18 protein-coding genes and 1 pseudogene are annotated in these 15505 nt (G+C 68.3%); 3 read left to right on the forward strand and 16 right to left on the reverse strand.

Annotation, left to right across the window (positions count from 1 at the left end; translation table 11 throughout):
• A pseudogene (locus ACWDAG_RS14745) lies at window positions 1–94 on the forward strand (NAD-glutamate dehydrogenase domain-containing protein); the annotation flags it as partial.
• 84 nt (window positions 95–178) lie between these two features.
• Here ACWDAG_RS14745 and ACWDAG_RS14750 read toward each other — a convergent pair.
• From ACWDAG_RS14750 to ACWDAG_RS14820, 15 genes are all read right to left on the reverse strand, one after another.
• Window positions 179–1462 (reverse strand): tyrosine-type recombinase/integrase, encoded by a 1284-nt coding sequence (locus ACWDAG_RS14750; protein WP_450695982.1) that lies wholly within the window; start codon window positions 1460–1462, stop codon window positions 179–181.
• Window positions 1463–1546: 84 nt separating this feature from the next.
• A complete protein-coding gene (locus ACWDAG_RS14755) occupies window positions 1547–1774 on the reverse strand; it encodes an excisionase family DNA-binding protein (protein WP_450695983.1) in 228 nt (75 codons plus the stop codon).
• Between the two features lie 340 nt (window positions 1775–2114).
• Window positions 2115–3662: a YfjI family protein gene (locus tag ACWDAG_RS14760; RefSeq protein WP_450696319.1), complete on the reverse strand. Its 1548-nt coding sequence runs from the start codon at window positions 3660–3662 to the stop codon at window positions 2115–2117.
• Window positions 3663–3673: 11 nt separating this feature from the next.
• Window positions 3674–3997, reverse strand: a complete 324-nt coding sequence (locus ACWDAG_RS14765) for a hypothetical protein (RefSeq protein ID WP_450695984.1) — start codon at window positions 3995–3997, stop codon at window positions 3674–3676.
• Window positions 3994–4872, reverse strand: coding sequence for a bifunctional DNA primase/polymerase (locus ACWDAG_RS14770; RefSeq protein WP_450695985.1), 879 nt, complete (start codon window positions 4870–4872; stop codon window positions 3994–3996). Before ACWDAG_RS14770 ends, ACWDAG_RS14765 begins: the two co-directional genes overlap by 4 nt.
• Complete coding sequence (locus ACWDAG_RS14775; protein ID WP_450696320.1) at window positions 4869–5471, reverse strand: SAM-dependent methyltransferase; 603 nt, start codon at window positions 5469–5471, stop codon at window positions 4869–4871. The genes ACWDAG_RS14770 and ACWDAG_RS14775 overlap by 4 nt, the downstream gene beginning before the upstream one ends.
• 202 nt (window positions 5472–5673) lie before the next feature.
• The gene (locus ACWDAG_RS14780; RefSeq protein WP_450695986.1) at window positions 5674–6138 is read right to left on the reverse strand and encodes a hypothetical protein; all 465 of its coding nucleotides are present in this window, start codon (window positions 6136–6138) and stop codon (window positions 5674–5676) included.
• A 207-nt stretch (window positions 6139–6345) separates the two neighbouring features.
• Window positions 6346–8478 carry an FtsK/SpoIIIE domain-containing protein gene (locus ACWDAG_RS14785; RefSeq protein ID WP_450695987.1) on the reverse strand — a complete coding sequence of 711 codons (2133 nt, stop codon included), beginning with the start codon at window positions 8476–8478 and terminating at the stop codon, window positions 6346–6348.
• 139 nt (window positions 8479–8617) lie between these two features.
• Complete coding sequence (locus ACWDAG_RS14790; protein WP_450695988.1) at window positions 8618–8803, reverse strand: pRL2-8; 186 nt, start codon at window positions 8801–8803, stop codon at window positions 8618–8620.
• Window positions 8797–9114: a hypothetical protein gene (locus ACWDAG_RS14795; RefSeq protein WP_450695989.1), complete on the reverse strand. Its 318-nt coding sequence runs from the start codon at window positions 9112–9114 to the stop codon at window positions 8797–8799. Before ACWDAG_RS14795 ends, ACWDAG_RS14790 begins: the two co-directional genes overlap by 7 nt.
• Window positions 9115–9116: 2 nt before the next feature.
• Window positions 9117–9464: an RRQRL motif-containing zinc-binding protein gene (locus ACWDAG_RS14800; RefSeq protein WP_450695990.1), complete on the reverse strand. Its 348-nt coding sequence runs from the start codon at window positions 9462–9464 to the stop codon at window positions 9117–9119.
• Entirely contained in the window at window positions 9464–10522 is a 1059-nt protein-coding gene (locus ACWDAG_RS14805) for a conjugal transfer protein (protein WP_450696321.1), read from the reverse strand. Before ACWDAG_RS14805 ends, ACWDAG_RS14800 begins: the two co-directional genes overlap by 1 nt.
• 56 nt (window positions 10523–10578) lie before the next feature.
• Entirely contained in the window at window positions 10579–11025 is a 447-nt protein-coding gene (locus tag ACWDAG_RS14810) for a Pycsar system effector family protein (protein WP_450695991.1), read from the reverse strand.
• The gene (locus ACWDAG_RS14815) at window positions 11022–11312 is read right to left on the reverse strand and encodes a hypothetical protein (protein ID WP_450696322.1); all 291 of its coding nucleotides are present in this window, start codon (window positions 11310–11312) and stop codon (window positions 11022–11024) included. Before ACWDAG_RS14815 ends, ACWDAG_RS14810 begins: the two co-directional genes overlap by 4 nt.
• A gap of 101 nt (window positions 11313–11413) precedes the next feature.
• A complete protein-coding gene (locus tag ACWDAG_RS14820; protein WP_450695992.1) occupies window positions 11414–12226 on the reverse strand; it encodes a DUF4097 family beta strand repeat-containing protein in 813 nt (270 codons plus the stop codon).
• A gap of 424 nt (window positions 12227–12650) precedes the next feature.
• Between ACWDAG_RS14820 and ACWDAG_RS14825 the strand changes: the two genes are divergently transcribed.
• Entirely contained in the window at window positions 12651–12986 is a 336-nt protein-coding gene (locus ACWDAG_RS14825; protein WP_311591204.1) for a winged helix-turn-helix domain-containing protein, read from the forward strand.
• A 158-nt stretch (window positions 12987–13144) separates the two neighbouring features.
• Window positions 13145–14392: an XRE family transcriptional regulator gene (locus ACWDAG_RS14830; RefSeq protein ID WP_450695993.1), complete on the forward strand. Its 1248-nt coding sequence runs from the start codon at window positions 13145–13147 to the stop codon at window positions 14390–14392.
• A 59-nt stretch (window positions 14393–14451) separates the two neighbouring features.
• On the opposite strand, the gene ACWDAG_RS14835 is transcribed toward ACWDAG_RS14830, so the two are convergent.
• Window positions 14452–15477 (reverse strand): hypothetical protein, encoded by a 1026-nt coding sequence (locus ACWDAG_RS14835; protein WP_450695994.1) that lies wholly within the window; start codon window positions 15475–15477, stop codon window positions 14452–14454.
• Window positions 15478–15505: the final 28 nt, after the last annotated feature.

Raw genomic sequence — 15505 nt, forward strand, 5'->3', positions numbered from 1 at the left:
CCGCCACGGCGGCAAGATCAACACGGACGCGATCGACAACAGCGCGGGCGTGGACACCTCCGACCACGAGGTGAACATCAAGATCCTGCTCAACGTGCCATTGTTGATGCGGTCAACAGGGCCCAGCTGTATGCACAGCGCAAGGGCACGCTCAATGTCGCCGCTGCTTCGACGCTTCTCAGCCCTCGTTGTCCTGGTTTTTGTCCACAGCGGGTGTCTCTGGGGTTCCCCAGATAGCTTCGGCGATCTTCCGGGCCACGTCCTTGAGCATGGCGTCCGGTACGTGGAGGTACCGGGCCCGCATGCTTGCGGAGGTTCCCGGCTCCCACCCCATGATCTGATCAATGACCCGGGCGGGGACACCGAGCAGCATGAGCACGGTGGCAGCCGTGTGCCGGGCGTCGTGCAGCCGGGCGTTCCGGACCCCTGCGTCTTCCAGCAGCCGCTTCCAGTCGTGATAGTCCGTGTTCGGGCTCAGCGGGCCACCGAGCGGCTTTGTGAACACGTAGTCCGACTCGGTCCACAGGTCGCCGGCCGCCTTACGCTCCCGCTCTTGCGTCTCGCGGTGCGCACGGAGCATGGCGACCAGCGGACCCGGTAGGGGCACAGCGCGGCGGCCCGCGCGCGACTTGGTGTTCTTGGTCTCACGCCGCACCTGCACCTTGGCCGGGCAGTACCCCGCTTTCCGGCCGCACGGTGAGGCTTCCGGGCACCCGTGCTCGTACCGAGGTCGTAGACGGTTCCGGCGCAGCTTCAGATACTCGTTGTCCAGGTCGACGTCAGACCAGCGCAGTCCGAGCGTCTCGCCCTGGCGCAATCCGAGCGCCAATGCCAGCATCCAACGGGCGCTGTTGCGGCGCTTGTTGGCTTCGAGCAACAGGCACTGAACCTCTTCTACGGAGTAGGGCTCAACCTCGGATTCGTCCTCTTCCATCCGTGGCGGCTTCGCCAGCGCGGCAGCGTTCTTCGCCGCGTAGCCGCGCCGTACTGCTTCCCCGAGCGCGGTTCGGGCGGTGCGGTGGGCCTGGTGAGCCGTACCGGCCCTTCGCTCTCCGTTCGCCTGCATACGGCGGTACAGGCTTTCCAGGTGCTCGGGCTGCAAGCGGTCAAGGCGGTGCTTGCCGACACCGGGCACGAGGTGAACGCGAACGGCGACTTCGTACCCGTCGTACGTGTTCTCGCTGACGGTCGGCTTGGCGATGTTCTCAACCCAGTGCTGAAGCCACTTCTCAACCGTCCACGGCTTGCCCGGCTGTTGCGCCGAACCCCCGTCGCGCTGCTTCTCCAGCTTCTTGACCTCTTCAACCAGGTCATCGCGCGTCTTGCGGGTCAGGTGTCGACGGTAGGGCTCCCCATTGTCCTTGTAGCCCATCGGCACGCGCGCGTGCCAACGGCCGTCCGCCCCGAAGTAGATCGCGGATTCGCCGTTGGCGCGGCGGGTTCCCTTCTTCTTCTCTGCCACAGGCAGGCTCCTGTTTCTTGGTGTCGGGATGGGGACCGGGGCGGCGGGCTGTCCTGTCCGGGAGTGCTGCCGCCCCGGGCGTGGTCAAGCGGCTCGTTTGGCCGCGCGTCGGCGGGCGAGGTATTCGGCGGGTGCGTCCGCCGGGACGCGGCGGAGGCGGCCGATGTCGATGGACTCCAGTTCGCCAGTGCGGATGAGGGCGAAGCAGGTTGTACGGCCGATACGGAGTCGGCGGGCGGCTTCTTCGACGGTGAGGAGAACCAACGTGGTGTCGTCGTCTGCGGGGGTCGCGAGGGTGCCGTGCTTGTCCAAGGCTCGCTCCTGTGGGGCTGAGTTCATGGGCAGGTGCCGCCGCACAAACCGCAAAATCCGCAGAAATACCGGGGAGTGGCGTTGACCTGCGGCGATGCGGTACGGGGGCGGTGGTGGACGCTGCCCCGCAAAAATCCGCGATATTCCGCAAAAATCAGGTGCGACCAGTGACCGGCCCCGGCGGGTGGGTGGCGCTCGGTTTTTTTGCGGAATATCGCGGGATTGTGCGACGGGCCGCCGACCGGGACGGGGCGGGGGTCCCGTCGCAGGTCAGCGGGGCGTCCGGGGGTTATTGCGGATTTTGCGGTTTGTGCGGGAGGGGTTGCGTGCGCTGACGGGGTCACCGGCCGCCGTGACGCAGGGACGGGTGGGCGGCAAGGCGGGGTGCCGGGGGGCGTCCGCGCTTGCCGGTGCGCTCGGGCTGGTAGGACCGCAGGTATCCGTGGTCTTCCAGTAGCGCGAGGGCGGGTTCGAGGTCGGCGACGGTCGGAACCTCGCTACGGGACAGGACGCTGAAGACGTCCCGGCGGCTGACGTCCTCCCATCCGTTGTCCCTCAGCGCGTCCAGCACGCTGCGGGCACGGGACAGGGTCACGTCAGCCCCCATGGCGTCGAACACGGCGAGGGCGTGGGCGGTGTAGTACTCCCCCAGTTCGATGGCCGCGTTCATGGTGGCTTCGGTCACCGGGTGGGCGTAGCCGTTGCCGCCGTGTTCGGCGAGGTGCAGCAGCGCAGCCATGCGGGCGGTCGCGCCGACCAATTTTCCGGCCCAGTCGTTGATGTGACCCAGTGTCCCGCCGCGCTCCTTGAGTCGCGGTTCGACCCGTTGCTGATAGGCGATCAGGGCCGCGTCCGCCTCGGGGGTGAGCTGGATGAGCGCCGGGTCGGTCCAGCCTGCGAGCGACAACGTGAGGTCGATGACCCTCGCGGTGTACGTGGCGGCCGTCTGCTCGGGGACCGGATCGGTGATGACCTTCCGCTCGCCGACCGTCGACACCGGCAGCGAGTACAGGAAGCGGCCCAGCAGACCGCGCCCCTTCCCGCCCTTGATCTTCCCCATGTCCACAAGCACATCGGGCTGTACAGCCAGTCCCATGGTCAGGGCGGGGGCGTCAACGTACTCGCGGCGGGTCTGCCGGTTCACCCTCAGGCGACCCCCGGCGTGGCCTTTGAGGAAGACCTCCATGTTGGGGCTGCCTGAGTAGCGGCCGGCGATGATGTCGAAGATGCCGCCCTCATCGCTCATCACCGACAGACGGCCGCCCTGTTCCGCGATGAGCGAGGTGACCGTCTCGGGGGTGCAGTCGTCCGCCAGCAACAGGGGTTCGGCCGGCACGGTGAGCGTGTCGGCGGTCTGCGCGAGGCCGATGGCGGTGGCCACCATCTCATCGCGCTTGTCGGCGTCGGCGGACGCGGCCTTGGCGGTGGCCTTGTCCGCCGCTTCCTTGGCCAGCCTCGCCGTCAGCTCCGCTTCCACGATGACCGGCTTCATGGCCGCCTTGAGCTGCTTCTCCGCCTCATACAGGGGGTTGGTCAACAGCGAGAAGACGGCGGACTTGCGGTTGCCAGGCGGGAGCGCGACCACCGTGTAGAGGTTGGTGGGCTCACGCCAGTTGCCGCGCACGTGGACCACCGACCGGCCGCCGGCCGCCGTGGCGAGCACGGCGAGGGCGATCGACCCGGCAAGGTCCACCGGGGTCTGCGTCTCCTCCGCGACGGCCGCCACGAACTCCCCCAACCAGGTGGGGAAGACGTGGGCGGGGAACGACGGACGCTCCCGGCGGCCGGTGAGGGGAATGGGGTCCTCCCACACGTCCGGTGCCGCGTCGTCCTCGCCGGGCGGGTCTTCCAGGGTGGGCAGTCCGGCCCACAGGTCGGGGCTGTCCACAGGCTGTGGAGTCATGAGGCCGCCCTCCCTTCGGCGGTGGTGGTGTGCGGGCAGACGCCGACGCGGACTCGGGCGGTCAGCCTGATGACGGCGGCGCGGCCCCGGGCGCGTTCGTGCTGACCGCAGGCACAGAGCCAGTCCGCCACGGGCACGCCCTCGCACTGGATCTGAAGCCCCGGGGTGATGCCGGTGACGGTGACCGTCTGCCGGTCAGAACCAACGGCAGAAAGGACGCCCTTGCGGGCGGCGCCCTTCGGCTCGCCCACGCACAGCTGTGGCGGGCCCTGTACGGCGCCCTGAGGGCCGTTCGTACGGCTTCGGGATGCTTTGTTCATGCCGCACACTCCCCGGCCGCCTCAAGGCCGTTGGCGACCGCGCGGCGCGCGTAACCCTCCGGAACGCCCACCAAGACAGCGGCCGTCACGATCTCCTCACCGAGCACGGCGAGGCCACACGGTCCCGGGCAGTCGGTGTGCTGTGCAGCGAGGAAGCGGGCGACGCCGAACGCCTGTGATCCCGCGCCGGATTCGGTGCGGGCCCGCACCAGGGTGAGGCCGCGTTCCAGACCGGTGCGGACGTAGCGTTCGGTGTGGCGGCACCCGGTAGCCACCTGCCGCGACCACAGGGTGCGCGCCGGGAGAGAAGAGGCCACCCCGCGGCGGGCGGGGGTGGTGTCTTCCTTCACCACCAGGGCGCGCACGGCGGCCGGGAGGATGGCCATAGGGCCGGTTCCGGGTCCAAGCCAACGGGCGTACTGCATGAGGGACTTGATGTCGACGCCGGGCCGGACCGCGTTCGAGGACGGCATGGCGCCCTGGTAGAGCCAGTGTTCGCCCCGCGTCGTCGGCACGATGCGGGTGGCGGGCAGGGTCTCGCGGGCCCACGCGACGGCCGCCGCGTCGTCGAGGTCGACCACGGTCAGTCCGGCCCCGCCTGGGTGGTAGGCGACCGCCACCGCCTCACGCCACACCGCCGCCCACACGGGCGAGGTGAGGACGTGCGGGTCGGTGGTGGCGGCGGCCCACGCGTGGCACGGAGCCGGGCACCGGCAGGGGCCCGCCGCCTTCATGTTGGGCCGTCCGCCGCACGCGTTCCCCTTGCACGTGCGGCAGTTGCCGAACGGGACCTTGCCCGCCCGCAGCGGCAGGACCGGGACCCCGGCCGCCGCGAGGACGAGGGCGCCCCTCAGGAGATCATGCGCCGTGCTCATGCCGCCTCCCGCAGGGCGAGAGCGGCGAGGAAGCCCCGGCCGATCCATTCGGTGTAGGCGGGCGGGATGCACTCGCGGATGCCGTCGCGGTTCATCCAGTCCACGCCCATCACCCGGCGGGCGAGGGGCACGCCGGAGAAGTTGCCGATGAACTGCCCGTAGTGGCCGGGCGGGACGGGGCGGCCCATCTTGGCCTGAGGGACGGTGTGCACGGGGTGGGGGAGCTGCGGCAGCTGGAGGCGTCCGCCGGGTTCGAAGTAGCGGTGACGGTAGGTCTCCAGCCCGAACATGGGCCCGCACAGCATCACCGGACGGTGCAGCTTGGGCAGCGCGCCGCGTACGTTCTCGATGACCCACGGACGCCCCGTGGACTCCAGCGCGGCGCGGGTGGGGCCGATCAGGTCGGGGTGGGTGTTGCCCTGGATGCGCTGGCAGTCGCTGTCGTGCTGGCACGGCGGGGACGCGTGGATGAAGTCGAATTCGGCGCCGTGCTCGCGGATGAAGGCGACCGCGTCCGCCTGCACGAAGGTGAAGGGGTAGCGGGGCTGCGGGGCGAGGTCGACGCCTACGACGTCGAACCCGGCGAGGTGGTAGCCCATGCCCGCCCCGCCCTGGCAGCAGAACGCATCCAGCAGACGCGGCCGGGACAGGCGCCCCGAACGGGTGGCAGGGGCCGAAGGGCCCTCGCCGAAAACACGCAGTTGGGTCATGCTTTAGGTCTCCTGTTCTGCAACGTCGGGACTCGGAGACCGTGGGCGGTGGGCTGTCCTTGTCCGGGAGTGCCACCGCCCACGGGCGTAGCTAGCCGTTGAAATGGTTGCGCTTGAACACGGCCTTGCGGATGTTGAAGGTGTTGCCGCTCTTGCTGCCGCTGGGCTTGAAGATCTGCACGGCGACGTATCCGCCGAAGATGACGGCGGCGAGCGTGATGAGCTGAGTGATCAGCGCCGTGAGGGCGGTGATGAACGTGGTGAGCAGCAGCAGCCCGCCGCACACAGCGAGGAACCCGACGCCCCCGAGGGCGACGTTGACGGCCGCGCGGGAGACGGGCGGCTTGGCCTGGACGGGTTCGGGCTTGGCGGGTTCGAGGGCGTAGCCGGTGACGACGCGGCCGTCGGGCAGGACGATGCTCGCCACGGCCGGGACGATGCCCGGCTGGACGGGAACGAGCGGCGCCAGCGTCACCGCGGCAGGGGTGATGGGGGTGGGCTGGTGGACTTCCACGGCCCGCTCAGCGGGCACGCGGCGGGCGTGCTCGGGGTACATACGGAATCCCTTCCGAAGGTCGTTCGGGGAGGCAGGGACACCCCCTGCCGGGAGGCTTCTGGAGGGGGTTTCGGGGGGCTGACCTGGGACGCCTCCCCGCCTCCCCGAAACGGTGTTTTCGCTGATCAAGGCGGGGGAGGCGGGGCGGGGAGGCAGTTGGGGAGTTCTCCCCGCCTCCCCAGCGAGGGAGGGTGTGCCTCCCCGCGATCAGGAGGCAGAAGCGGAACCATCCGCATCGCGATTGGCGAGGGCGCCGGAGACGTCCTCGGCACGGACCACCATGCGGCCGTGCGACTTCTTCGCCTCGATGCCGGCGCCGTCCAGGACGCGGGTGAGGTCACCGAACGACCAGCGGCCGTAGGTGCCCGCGTCGAGGGCGGCGAGCTTCTTGATGACGTCCTGGGTGAGCATCCGCTTCTCGCCCCCGAGCACGGCGAGGATGTCGGCGAGCGGATCGCACTCCTCGCCCTCGTCGACCGCGCGCAGGGTGGTGACGCCATCGCGCAGAGCCTTGGCGCGCGCAGCGATCTCCTTGGCAGGGTCGTCGTCGATGAAGTGGGTCCGCACCGTGATTGACGCCTGCCCAGCGGGGATGGTGATGCCGTCGGAGGCGACCACGAGGGTTCCCTTGTCCAGACCCTGACGCAGCAGGTGCGGAGCCGCGCCGGCGTTGACGGCCTTGGCACCCAACGCCATCTCCGCCTGGGACTCGGTGCCCACCACGAGGGATGCGCGAGTGTGAGCGCCCTCGCGGACCAGCTTGGGAAGGTTCTGGTCGGTGGGGTCCTGCGTGCCCTGCCACATCAGCACGTCGACCGCACGACCCTGGTTGTGAATCTTGCGGACGGCCATGAAGTAGCGGGACGTGGCCTTGGAGCCGCCGTAGGGGCGCTTGTCGTCGCCGACGACCGGGCACATGAACGCCAACTGCGCCTCGTCCACCAGCACGATCAGCGGATCGAACACGACGCCCGGGTCACGGCGACGCTCCTCGATCCGCCGGTTCATCTCCTCGACCGCGTCCTCGACCATCTCGGTCGCCTGGATGACGTGGTCGTCCGAGGGGCCCTCGATCAGCACCTGTGCGATGCCCTCGAACATGGCCCAGTCGCCGATGCCCTTCAGGTCGGCGATCCAGAACTGCACGGAGCGGTCCAGGGCCAGCCACAGGGCGAGCGCGCGCAGCGACGCGGTCTTGCCCTGGTTCGACAGGCCCGTGACCAGCAGGTGCCGCTGATACAGGCTGATCATGGCGGCATCGCCACGCAGATCCTGACCCCACGGCGCCTTACCGGTCTTGTAGTTCGCGGTCATCGTGGCGTCGGTGACCAGCGGGGACGGGCCGATCGGCTCATCCAGCGCCCCGGAATCGGCGATCCACAGCCGGACCGTGCGCGCGGCCTCCGGGATGGTGATGAACACCTCGTGCTCGTGCCGGGTCAGGTTCTCCGCCAGCTTGCGGCGCTTGGCCTGCACTTCGTTCGTGGCCACCCCGGAGGGAAGCGTGACGTCGACCTCGACCCCGCATCCGGCGATCCGGATGGGTCCGAGCATCGAGGCGCCGGCGTCGCCCATCTCCGTAATCGCCTTGCGCAGCGCTGGCACCCCGAGGTCGCGCAGGGCCTTGACGACGATGGACGGGGTGATCGGCTCACCCTCGCCACCCCGGACGTTGTCCGGCAGCGCCCACGCAGGCGCGGCCTGCTGCTTGCTGCCCACCGCCCACAGGGCGAGCAGGGCCAAGAGCGGGCCGATCGTGAGGGCGGGACCCCAGACGACCTGCACGATCCGGATCAACAGGCCGATGAACTCGATGGTGGCCGCGAGCGGGGTGATGACGTCGGTGACGTCGTGGTTGTTGATCGCCATGACCACCCCGAGCGCGACCAGCACGCCGATGCTCATACCGACCCCGACCCCGACGCCCTTGGCAACGTCCAGCGGAGAGTGGAGCAGGTCCATGCGGCGGCGGTGGCGTGCCTCGCGGAAGCGCTGAAGGCGCTCCTCCCACTCTTCGGCCACCTCGTAGTTCCCGGCGGCCTCCGCCGCCCGCAGCATGCGTTCGTAGCGGGCACCGGTCTTGCCGTCCCAGGTGCGGCGGGCCACGATCCGGCCCCCGTTGAACGTGTAGAGGCCGTGGCGGGCGACGGCGCGCGCGGTGGTCTTGGTGGTCTCGTGGGTGACGACCGTGCGCACGGCGCGGCCGGAGCGCACCCACAGCGGTACCGGCTTGGCCGGGGCGGGGTCGGGGACCACGGTCAGCGTGGTCACGGTCGCCGACTCGCCAGCGTCGGGGGCCGGTTCGGGGTTCTTGTGCAGGTGAACGACGTTCTCGGACATGCTTGGGGTGCTCCTGACTGCCCCGATTAGGGCGGGAGTTGAGGGAGAGCGCCGGGGTGGCCGGGTCCGTGGCAGGGACGGCCGCCCCGGCGGCGAGCAGGAGGGCTCTAGCGGCGGGGGGTGTGGGTGGTGGGCGCGGTCACCACCACTTCGACTCCTTCTTGGGCTCCTTCTGGTCCGGAGGGCAGCCGTTGTGCATGTGGTTCAGGCACGGCAGGCAGTCCTCACGGGGCTTGAGGCGCCGGTGGATGCTCCGGTCGTAGGCGTGCTGCCAGCACTGCCGGCACTGGCCAGGAGGCGTCGGCTTGACGGCCACGGTCACCACCGCCCCGAGGACTTCTTGGCGGCCTTGTCGTTGGCGGCCTGGGTGACGATGCGCTGCCGCTCCATCTGCAACGCGGTCAGTTCGGCGGTCAGCCGCATGTTGACGGCGTTCCAGACGTTTTCCAGGGCGCGTTCGGCGCGGCCGCCGCTCTTGCCGCGGGCGACGCGGTACGAGCCGCCGATCATGGCGCGGGCGATCTGGCGCCGTTCCTGGCTGGTCAGCGGCCACATTTCCTCGTTCTGGACCGCTTCGATCTTGCGCTGGGTCCGCTGGATCTCTTTGTCCAGGCGACGGGTATTGGGCTTGCTCATGGTCAAGCACTCCTGAGGGAGGGGGAGTTGTCGGGGAAGGCGCAGGTCACGCACATGCCGAGCGAGGGCGGGATGACGTATCCGGCATCCCGGCGGCACTCGGGGCAGGTGCGGCGCGCGGTGTTGGCCTTGGCCAGTGCCGCCCACCGTGCCGGCGTCATCGGGCGGACCGGTTTGGCCAGGTCGACGCGGTACAGGTACGCGACCAACGGGCCCCGGCGGCGGCGCGGCCGTTCGAGCTGAGCGGCCACGTCCTGACCGCCGGGGCGCAGGTCGAGCGCGCGGAGCTGTCGGCGGGTGGCGTAGCCGTCCGGAGCCAGGCGCCACCGGAACACCGGAAGCGCACCCATCAGGGCGTCTGCACGGCCGCAGCGGCGCGTTCGGCGAGCAGAGCGTCACGCAGCATCCGGGCGTTGGCCGGTGAGGTGTGGATCGCGCGGCGGATGCCCTCAGCGGTCACCTTCGCGTCCGGCAGGCCTGCGGTCGCCGACCGTGCCTCAGCGAGCAACTGATCGGGGGTGCGCTTGGGGCGGGGCGATCGGGCAGCGTCGGGAACCCGACCGGTCACCCCACGCGGCGGAGTCGATCCCGCCGCCACACTCCGCCCTACCGGCGCGGCGATCGGTGCCGGGGTCGGGGCAGGGATGGCGGGCATCGGCTTGAGCGGAAGAATCGACTTGCCCAGGTCGACCGCGACCGGTTCCGGCACGACCAGCCGGGTCAGCGTCACGACAGGGGCCGGGGTCGATTCCCCAAGGTCAGCCATAGACCGTTTCCTCATAGTCTCGGTAGATTCCTCCGCATTCACAGGAGCGATGAGCGCGGGGGCGGCGGGGGTGTTGAACATCGACGCGAGCGCGGCATCGGCACCCTCGGTGACCCGATCGCGCTGGACATCGAGCAACCTCGATCCCAGCGCCGTGTCACCGACGCCGATCCGGCGGGCCAGGCGCCACGACTTGCGCTCCGACGACTTCCTGACCCACTCGGTCGGGTGCTGAGCGGCACGGGCGCGGTGGTAGGCGAGGGCCTGCACGAGATCGGCGGTGCGCCGCTCGTGTTCGGCATCGCGGCCGTCGGTGTGCACTACGATCCGCCGGGCCAGGAACGCCATGCCCTCAGCCGAGACAGACATGCCCATCGGGGTCAGGGCGTAGATGACGGTGCGGGCGGGATCGGGCGCGGCCATGGCGCCCATCACGGACGCGGCGGCGGGCAGCGCCCACAGACCGATGCGTACGACGCGCGGGGAGGACTGGCCCAGCATGGTCAAGCCGAGCAGGACCAGCGCGAGCACGGCGGTAGCACCCTCGCCCGCACCGAGCGCCCCGAGCGCGGTGCCACGGCCGTAGGCGTGCCCGATGTTGCTGTACGTACCGATACCGCCGATCACGCCCGTACCCAGCATGGGCACGAACGCGGCGGCAAGCACACCAATCTGAAGCTTCGTCAGCTCGTTCCGGTTCACAGGGCACCCCCGGCGCTGAGCAGGAGGGCCAGAACGAGCAGGGCGCCGCCGGTCAGGGTCAGGTCGACCGCGCGGCGCAGACCGGTGAACTTGACCACTGCGAGCCGAGACAGGCCCGCAACGTCGGCGGCCAGGTCGCCGGACACGACGTCGGCGATCTGTTCGGGGGTCAGGGTGGCCCACAGCGGGAAGCCGTGAGGGCCGGACAGGTTCGGTCGTACGGAGCGCAGCAACAGACCAGCAGCCGCGACCAGCAGTGCCATCCCGCACCCGCCCACCACCAACGCGGGCACATTCAGGGACAGGTCACGGGCGATGGACCAGGCGCCGGCCAGAACCGCGCCGACGAAAGCCAGCAGCAGCGCAGTCTTGTTGTCCGTCCGCGCAATCTCCGCTTTCACTTCGGCGTGCGCCGCCTTCAGGTTCTCGGTCACGGTGCTCATGCCGCTTCCCCCGTCCCCGACCGGTGGCCGCGAGCGGTACGCAGGAACGGCACCGTCCGGGTGAGCGCGTCGGCGTACAGGGCGTCCCAACCGGCGATCTCGTCACCGGCCTCCGCCTCCGCCCGCAGGTCGGCGAGGATGTCGTGGGCCGCGTCCTCGCGGGCGGCACGCTCGCCGTCCGTCTCGAACTCCAGCGGGCCCCGGAACAGGTCGACGTCGATACCGAGCGCCAGTTCCGCAAACTCGATGTCGCCGTGCGCTTCCTGGCCGGCGACGAAGGTGCGCATACGCATGGTGGATCTCTCCTTGGATACGTCGGGATGGCGCGGGGCGGTCGGCTGTCCTGTCCGGGAGTGCGACCGCCCCGCGAGGGGCGAGGTAGAGGGGGCTAGCTGATCTGCACGTGGCCGCTGGTCACCCGGCGGCGGACGTTCAGGTGACCGGCGCCGGTGACGCGGACGCTGCCGGAGGTGGCGTTCACGGACAGACGGCCGCTGGCCTGCGAGGTCGCGGCCATGCGGACACTGCCGGAGGTGACGTTCAGGCGGGCGTGATGGCCGCTGTAGGCGCCGACGTTGACGCTGCCGGACGTAAGGCTGATGTCCAGCGGGCCGTTCACCTCGCCGACGTTGACGCTGCCGCTGGTCACCGTGGCTTCCAGGTCGCCGACGCGGTCAGCGGTCAGCATCCCGGACGTGCCGTCGTACTCCAGTCGGGCCAGCACGCCCGTGACGACGGTGTTCGCGGTGTGCGTACTGATCGCGGCCACCGACTTGGCGGGCAGGTGGACTTCGGTGCTGATCGGCGTCACCGCGTCCCCGGCCGGGCCGGTCGCGGTGACCTCGCGGCCGTTGACGAACACCTTGCCGCCGCCGTGGCCGGTGATGTGGACGTTTCCGTTGATGATCTGCACACCGTTGCCGCCGGAGAACGTCATGGTGTAGCCGCCCCTGCTGACGGTGGTGATGCCGCTCATGCCGCCGGCAACGTCCGGGACACGAACCCTGAGGTTCTGCCCGTTCAGACTGACCGTGGTGTCACGGATCGCGTCGGCCGACGGGCCGGAAGCCGCCTCCGTCGACAGCACCATGCGCGCCTGCTTCAGCGTGGGATCGACGACGACGCGGATACTGCCGGTGTTCATCGTCAGATCCAGGGCGATCGGGCCGACGACGTCCACGGGGATGATGCGCTCGGTCATGGAAGAACTCCTGATTGCGTCGGGAATGGGTGATCCGGCGCGGCGGGCTGTCCTGTCCGGGAGTGCCGCCACGTCCGGATATGAGGGCCAACGCCGCGCGTCGCGGCGGGCCGAGTGACCCCGGGCGGAAGTCGATTCCGCGCCCTCACGGCTGGATGCCGGGGCCGACGGCCGTCACCCGGCCGTCACGGGGACGGGGTCAAGCCCCGTCGATCTCAAAGCACTCTGTTGAGTTCTCAAAGAACAGGCGCTGCCTTCGTACTCACCCCCGCGGGCTTTCCTCCGGACGCTGTCTGTGCAGGTCAAGCGGTTTCCCCTTTGAGTCGGGGCGACCTCTTGATGACTAGCTTGCACTAGTCTGCTGTGGTGCACAACCCCTGTGGGGTGATGCGCACTAGTTCGCTGTGGTGGGTACCCTCAAGGCATGACTGTCACAGGAGGGCCCAAGCCGAAAGCGGTGCAGGTCGCAGACGCGCTCCGCGACGACATCAAGAAGATGAAGCCGGGGGAGAAACTCCCCTCTCAGCGTGAGCTGATGGACCGCTTCGGATACGCCAGCCAGACCATCCAGAACGGGCTAGCCGCACTCCGGGCCGAAGGTTTGATCGTGTCGGCGGGGAACCTGGGCAACTTCGTCAGCGACGGGTCTGCCCCGGGTGGCGACGTACGTGACGACATCAAGGAAATCCGCTCCCAACTCCAGGCGTTGACCGAACGGCTCGAAGCGCTGGAAAGCCGCTCCGCACCGGGTGGCGCTTGATCTGCAACCAGCATGGGAGTAACGGAGTGTGTGAGGTAAGTGACAGCCAGGGGGACGGCGAAAGGGGGTGGGGACATGTCCAGTGACACCCCCCTGTCCCCTTCCCTGTCCCCCCTGCTCGCGCGCGAGACTCGGAGTAGGCACTCGGAGGAGGGCGCATGACTGACGACAGGCCCGCATGGGCGCGACGCATCGCTGCCGAACGACAGGCGCGCGACTGGTCACAGCGTGACGCGGTCAGGGCCCTGCGTGCGCACGCACCCACGGAGCTGCCGGCAGAGGACAGCATGATTCGCCAGTGGAAGCGCTGGGAGTCCGGCCAGGCACCGAACGACTTCTATCAGCCGATCATCGCGGCCGTGTTCGGCACGGTGACGCACGCGCTCTTTCCTGCTCCGTCACGGCGGGACGGCGACAAGGAGATCTTGACGGCAAGCGGGATGGAGACTCTGGAGATCGTGAGTCGCCTGAACCGGTCCGACGTCGACGGCGCGACGCTAGATGCTCTCCGGATCACCACGGACCGCCTCTGCTCTGAGTACCCCTACATGCCAAGCGATCAGCTCCTCATCGAGGGGCGGCAGTGGCTTCGCCGCGTCGTTGACCTGACCGCGAAGAACCTCACGCTTGCCCAGCACCGCGAAGTGCTCGCCCTGTCGGGCTGGCTCGCCTTGCTAGTCGGCTGCGTCGAGTACGACACGGGAGACCGCCACGCAGCCGAGTCGACGCGCCGCGCTGCCCTGTCGCTCGCGACGGAGGCAGACCACCCCGAGGTTGCGGGGTGGGCCCATGAGATGCGGGCATGGTTCGCCCTCACGACCGGCGACTATCGCGGTGTTATCGCAGCAGCACAGGCCGGATCAGAGGCAGCACCGAACCACGGCGTCGCCGTGCAGCTCGCGGGCCAGGAAGCCAAGGCATGGGCGCGACTCGGAGACCGCCGACAGGTTGAGGTGGCACTGGACAAGGGACGCCGGCTCCTTGAAGGGATGTCGCACCCCGAGAACCTGGACAACCACTTCGTGGTGGACCCCGCCAAGTTCGATTTTTACTCGATGGACTGCTACCGGCTGGTAGGAGAAGACCGGCTTGCTCGGACGCTCGCGGACGAGGTTCTACGCGCGGGAACGGACTTCGACGGCACGGAACGCTCACCCATGCGGAACGCCGAAGCGCGGGTAACGCTCGGAGTCACCGCAGCACGTGAGGGCGACCTCGAACAGGCCCTCATCCATGGCGAGCGAGCACTACAGGGCGACCGGCAATCCGTCCCCTCCCTCATCATGACCAGCCGAGAACTCGCGGCCGTCATGAGGCAGCGCTACAGCAAGGAACCGGCGGCGCAGGACTATCTGAACAGCCTGCAAGATCTTGGAAGGGAGAAGCCGGGATTCCTCCCCTCCTGAGCGGCAGAAACAGAAAACGGGCGCGGCCTCCCAGCGAGGCCGCGCCCATCCCTGTTGCGCTATCGCGCCGTTCGACTTATCGCCCGGAGCAGGTAGTCGTTGTCTTCATCGCCCTGCCACTGAATTACCTCAGCAGATGGAGACTCGACGGAATGCCTTTCATTGAATTGTCTAGCACTGGGAGAGAGGGCAGCATTGGTGACAATCAGAACCCCCGCGTCACTCCCTACCTGGTTCCGCACATATTCCAAGTAGGCGCCGGCATCCTTGCCGTCAAATGGGCGCCTGGTTCGATACTTTGTTTCAATCAAAACACTCTTACCGTCGCCGAGAGTAATCCGGAAGTCCGCCGGCCCCGAATTCCCACCCACAGGTTCAATCCCACCCCCTACCAGTCTCCGCAGGGATCGAAACAATCTCTCCTCGTATTTCATGGAACGGTAGATTGGCGACTCAGCCAGCTTCAAGGCGTCAATCACGTTCCTTGCCGCATTTTGATAGGATTCCGCCTCCGGTCTCGTAATAACCGGACCAGTCCCGTGAACAACCTGGTTACGTAGCTCGAACAAATCGTTCACCAGCGCGACAAGAGGGGAGGACAAGAACCCTTGGTCTGCAACCCTATTAATCAACTGAACAATCGGCAGACTCCCTCCAGCCTCAATTTTGAGCGACTTGTTCATCGCTTCCTCAACGGCGCGCCATGAATTCAACACTAGAGATGTCGGATCTACCCCTTCCCTGGAAATTAGGGATCGGATTCGAACCTCTACATCTTGGTCGACATCGAGGATTTCACTAAAGGAATCGAGAGACCCTCGATCTCCATTAGACTCTTCCCTTTCGGAACTTCCACTGGGTCCAGCACTGGCCAACTGCGAGGAAATCTCATCTCCGATTTCAGCGGCAGCCTGCCCCACCGCGCCCGTCTTCTCCACGAAGTTGGCGGAACCAACCGGCGTCTCCAACGACTGCAACCTACCGATTAGGCCACCGACCTGTTTCTTAAAGGTGAATCCAAGCACCAGGACGATGATGGGCCAAATAAGGGCCTTAATGTATTCGAGCGCTAGCTCCCAAGACATGGACGCATCGTTGCACAACCGCGAGTGC

Source organism: Streptomyces sp. NPDC001157, assembly GCF_053598255.1.

What these genes read in the sequence shown, in the direction of transcription:
- ACWDAG_RS14765 (WP_450695984.1), bottom strand. Translation starts at nt 3,997, where the DNA reads ATGAACAAAGCATCCCGAAGCCGTACGAACGGCCCTCAGGGCGCCGTA.
- ACWDAG_RS14770 (WP_450695985.1), bottom strand. Translation starts at nt 4,872, where the DNA reads ATGAGCACGGCGCATGATCTCCTGAGGGGCGCCCTCGTCCTCGCGGCG.
- ACWDAG_RS14775 (WP_450696320.1), bottom strand. Translation starts at nt 5,471, where the DNA reads ATGGGCTACCACCTCGCCGGGTTCGACGTCGTAGGCGTCGACCTCGCC.
- ACWDAG_RS14780 (WP_450695986.1), bottom strand. Translation starts at nt 6,138, where the DNA reads ATGTACCCCGAGCACGCCCGCCGCGTGCCCGCTGAGCGGGCCGTGGAA.
- ACWDAG_RS14785 (WP_450695987.1), bottom strand. Translation starts at nt 8,478, where the DNA reads ATGTCCGAGAACGTCGTTCACCTGCACAAGAACCCCGAACCGGCCCCC.
- ACWDAG_RS14795 (WP_450695989.1), bottom strand. Translation starts at nt 9,114, where the DNA reads ATGAGCAAGCCCAATACCCGTCGCCTGGACAAAGAGATCCAGCGGACC.
- ACWDAG_RS14800 (WP_450695990.1), bottom strand. Translation starts at nt 9,464, where the DNA reads ATGGGTGCGCTTCCGGTGTTCCGGTGGCGCCTGGCTCCGGACGGCTAC.
- ACWDAG_RS14805 (WP_450696321.1), bottom strand. Translation starts at nt 10,522, where the DNA reads ATGCTGGGTACGGGCGTGATCGGCGGTATCGGTACGTACAGCAACATC.
- ACWDAG_RS14810 (WP_450695991.1), bottom strand. Translation starts at nt 11,025, where the DNA reads ATGAGCACCGTGACCGAGAACCTGAAGGCGGCGCACGCCGAAGTGAAA.
- ACWDAG_RS14815 (WP_450696322.1), bottom strand. Translation starts at nt 11,312, where the DNA reads ATGCGCACCTTCGTCGCCGGCCAGGAAGCGCACGGCGACATCGAGTTT.
- ACWDAG_RS14820 (WP_450695992.1), bottom strand. Translation starts at nt 12,226, where the DNA reads ATGACCGAGCGCATCATCCCCGTGGACGTCGTCGGCCCGATCGCCCTG.
- ACWDAG_RS14825 (WP_311591204.1), top strand. Translation starts at nt 12,651, where the DNA reads ATGACTGTCACAGGAGGGCCCAAGCCGAAAGCGGTGCAGGTCGCAGAC.
- ACWDAG_RS14830 (WP_450695993.1), top strand. Translation starts at nt 13,145, where the DNA reads ATGACTGACGACAGGCCCGCATGGGCGCGACGCATCGCTGCCGAACGA.
- ACWDAG_RS14835 (WP_450695994.1), bottom strand. Translation starts at nt 15,477, where the DNA reads ATGTCTTGGGAGCTAGCGCTCGAATACATTAAGGCCCTTATTTGGCCC.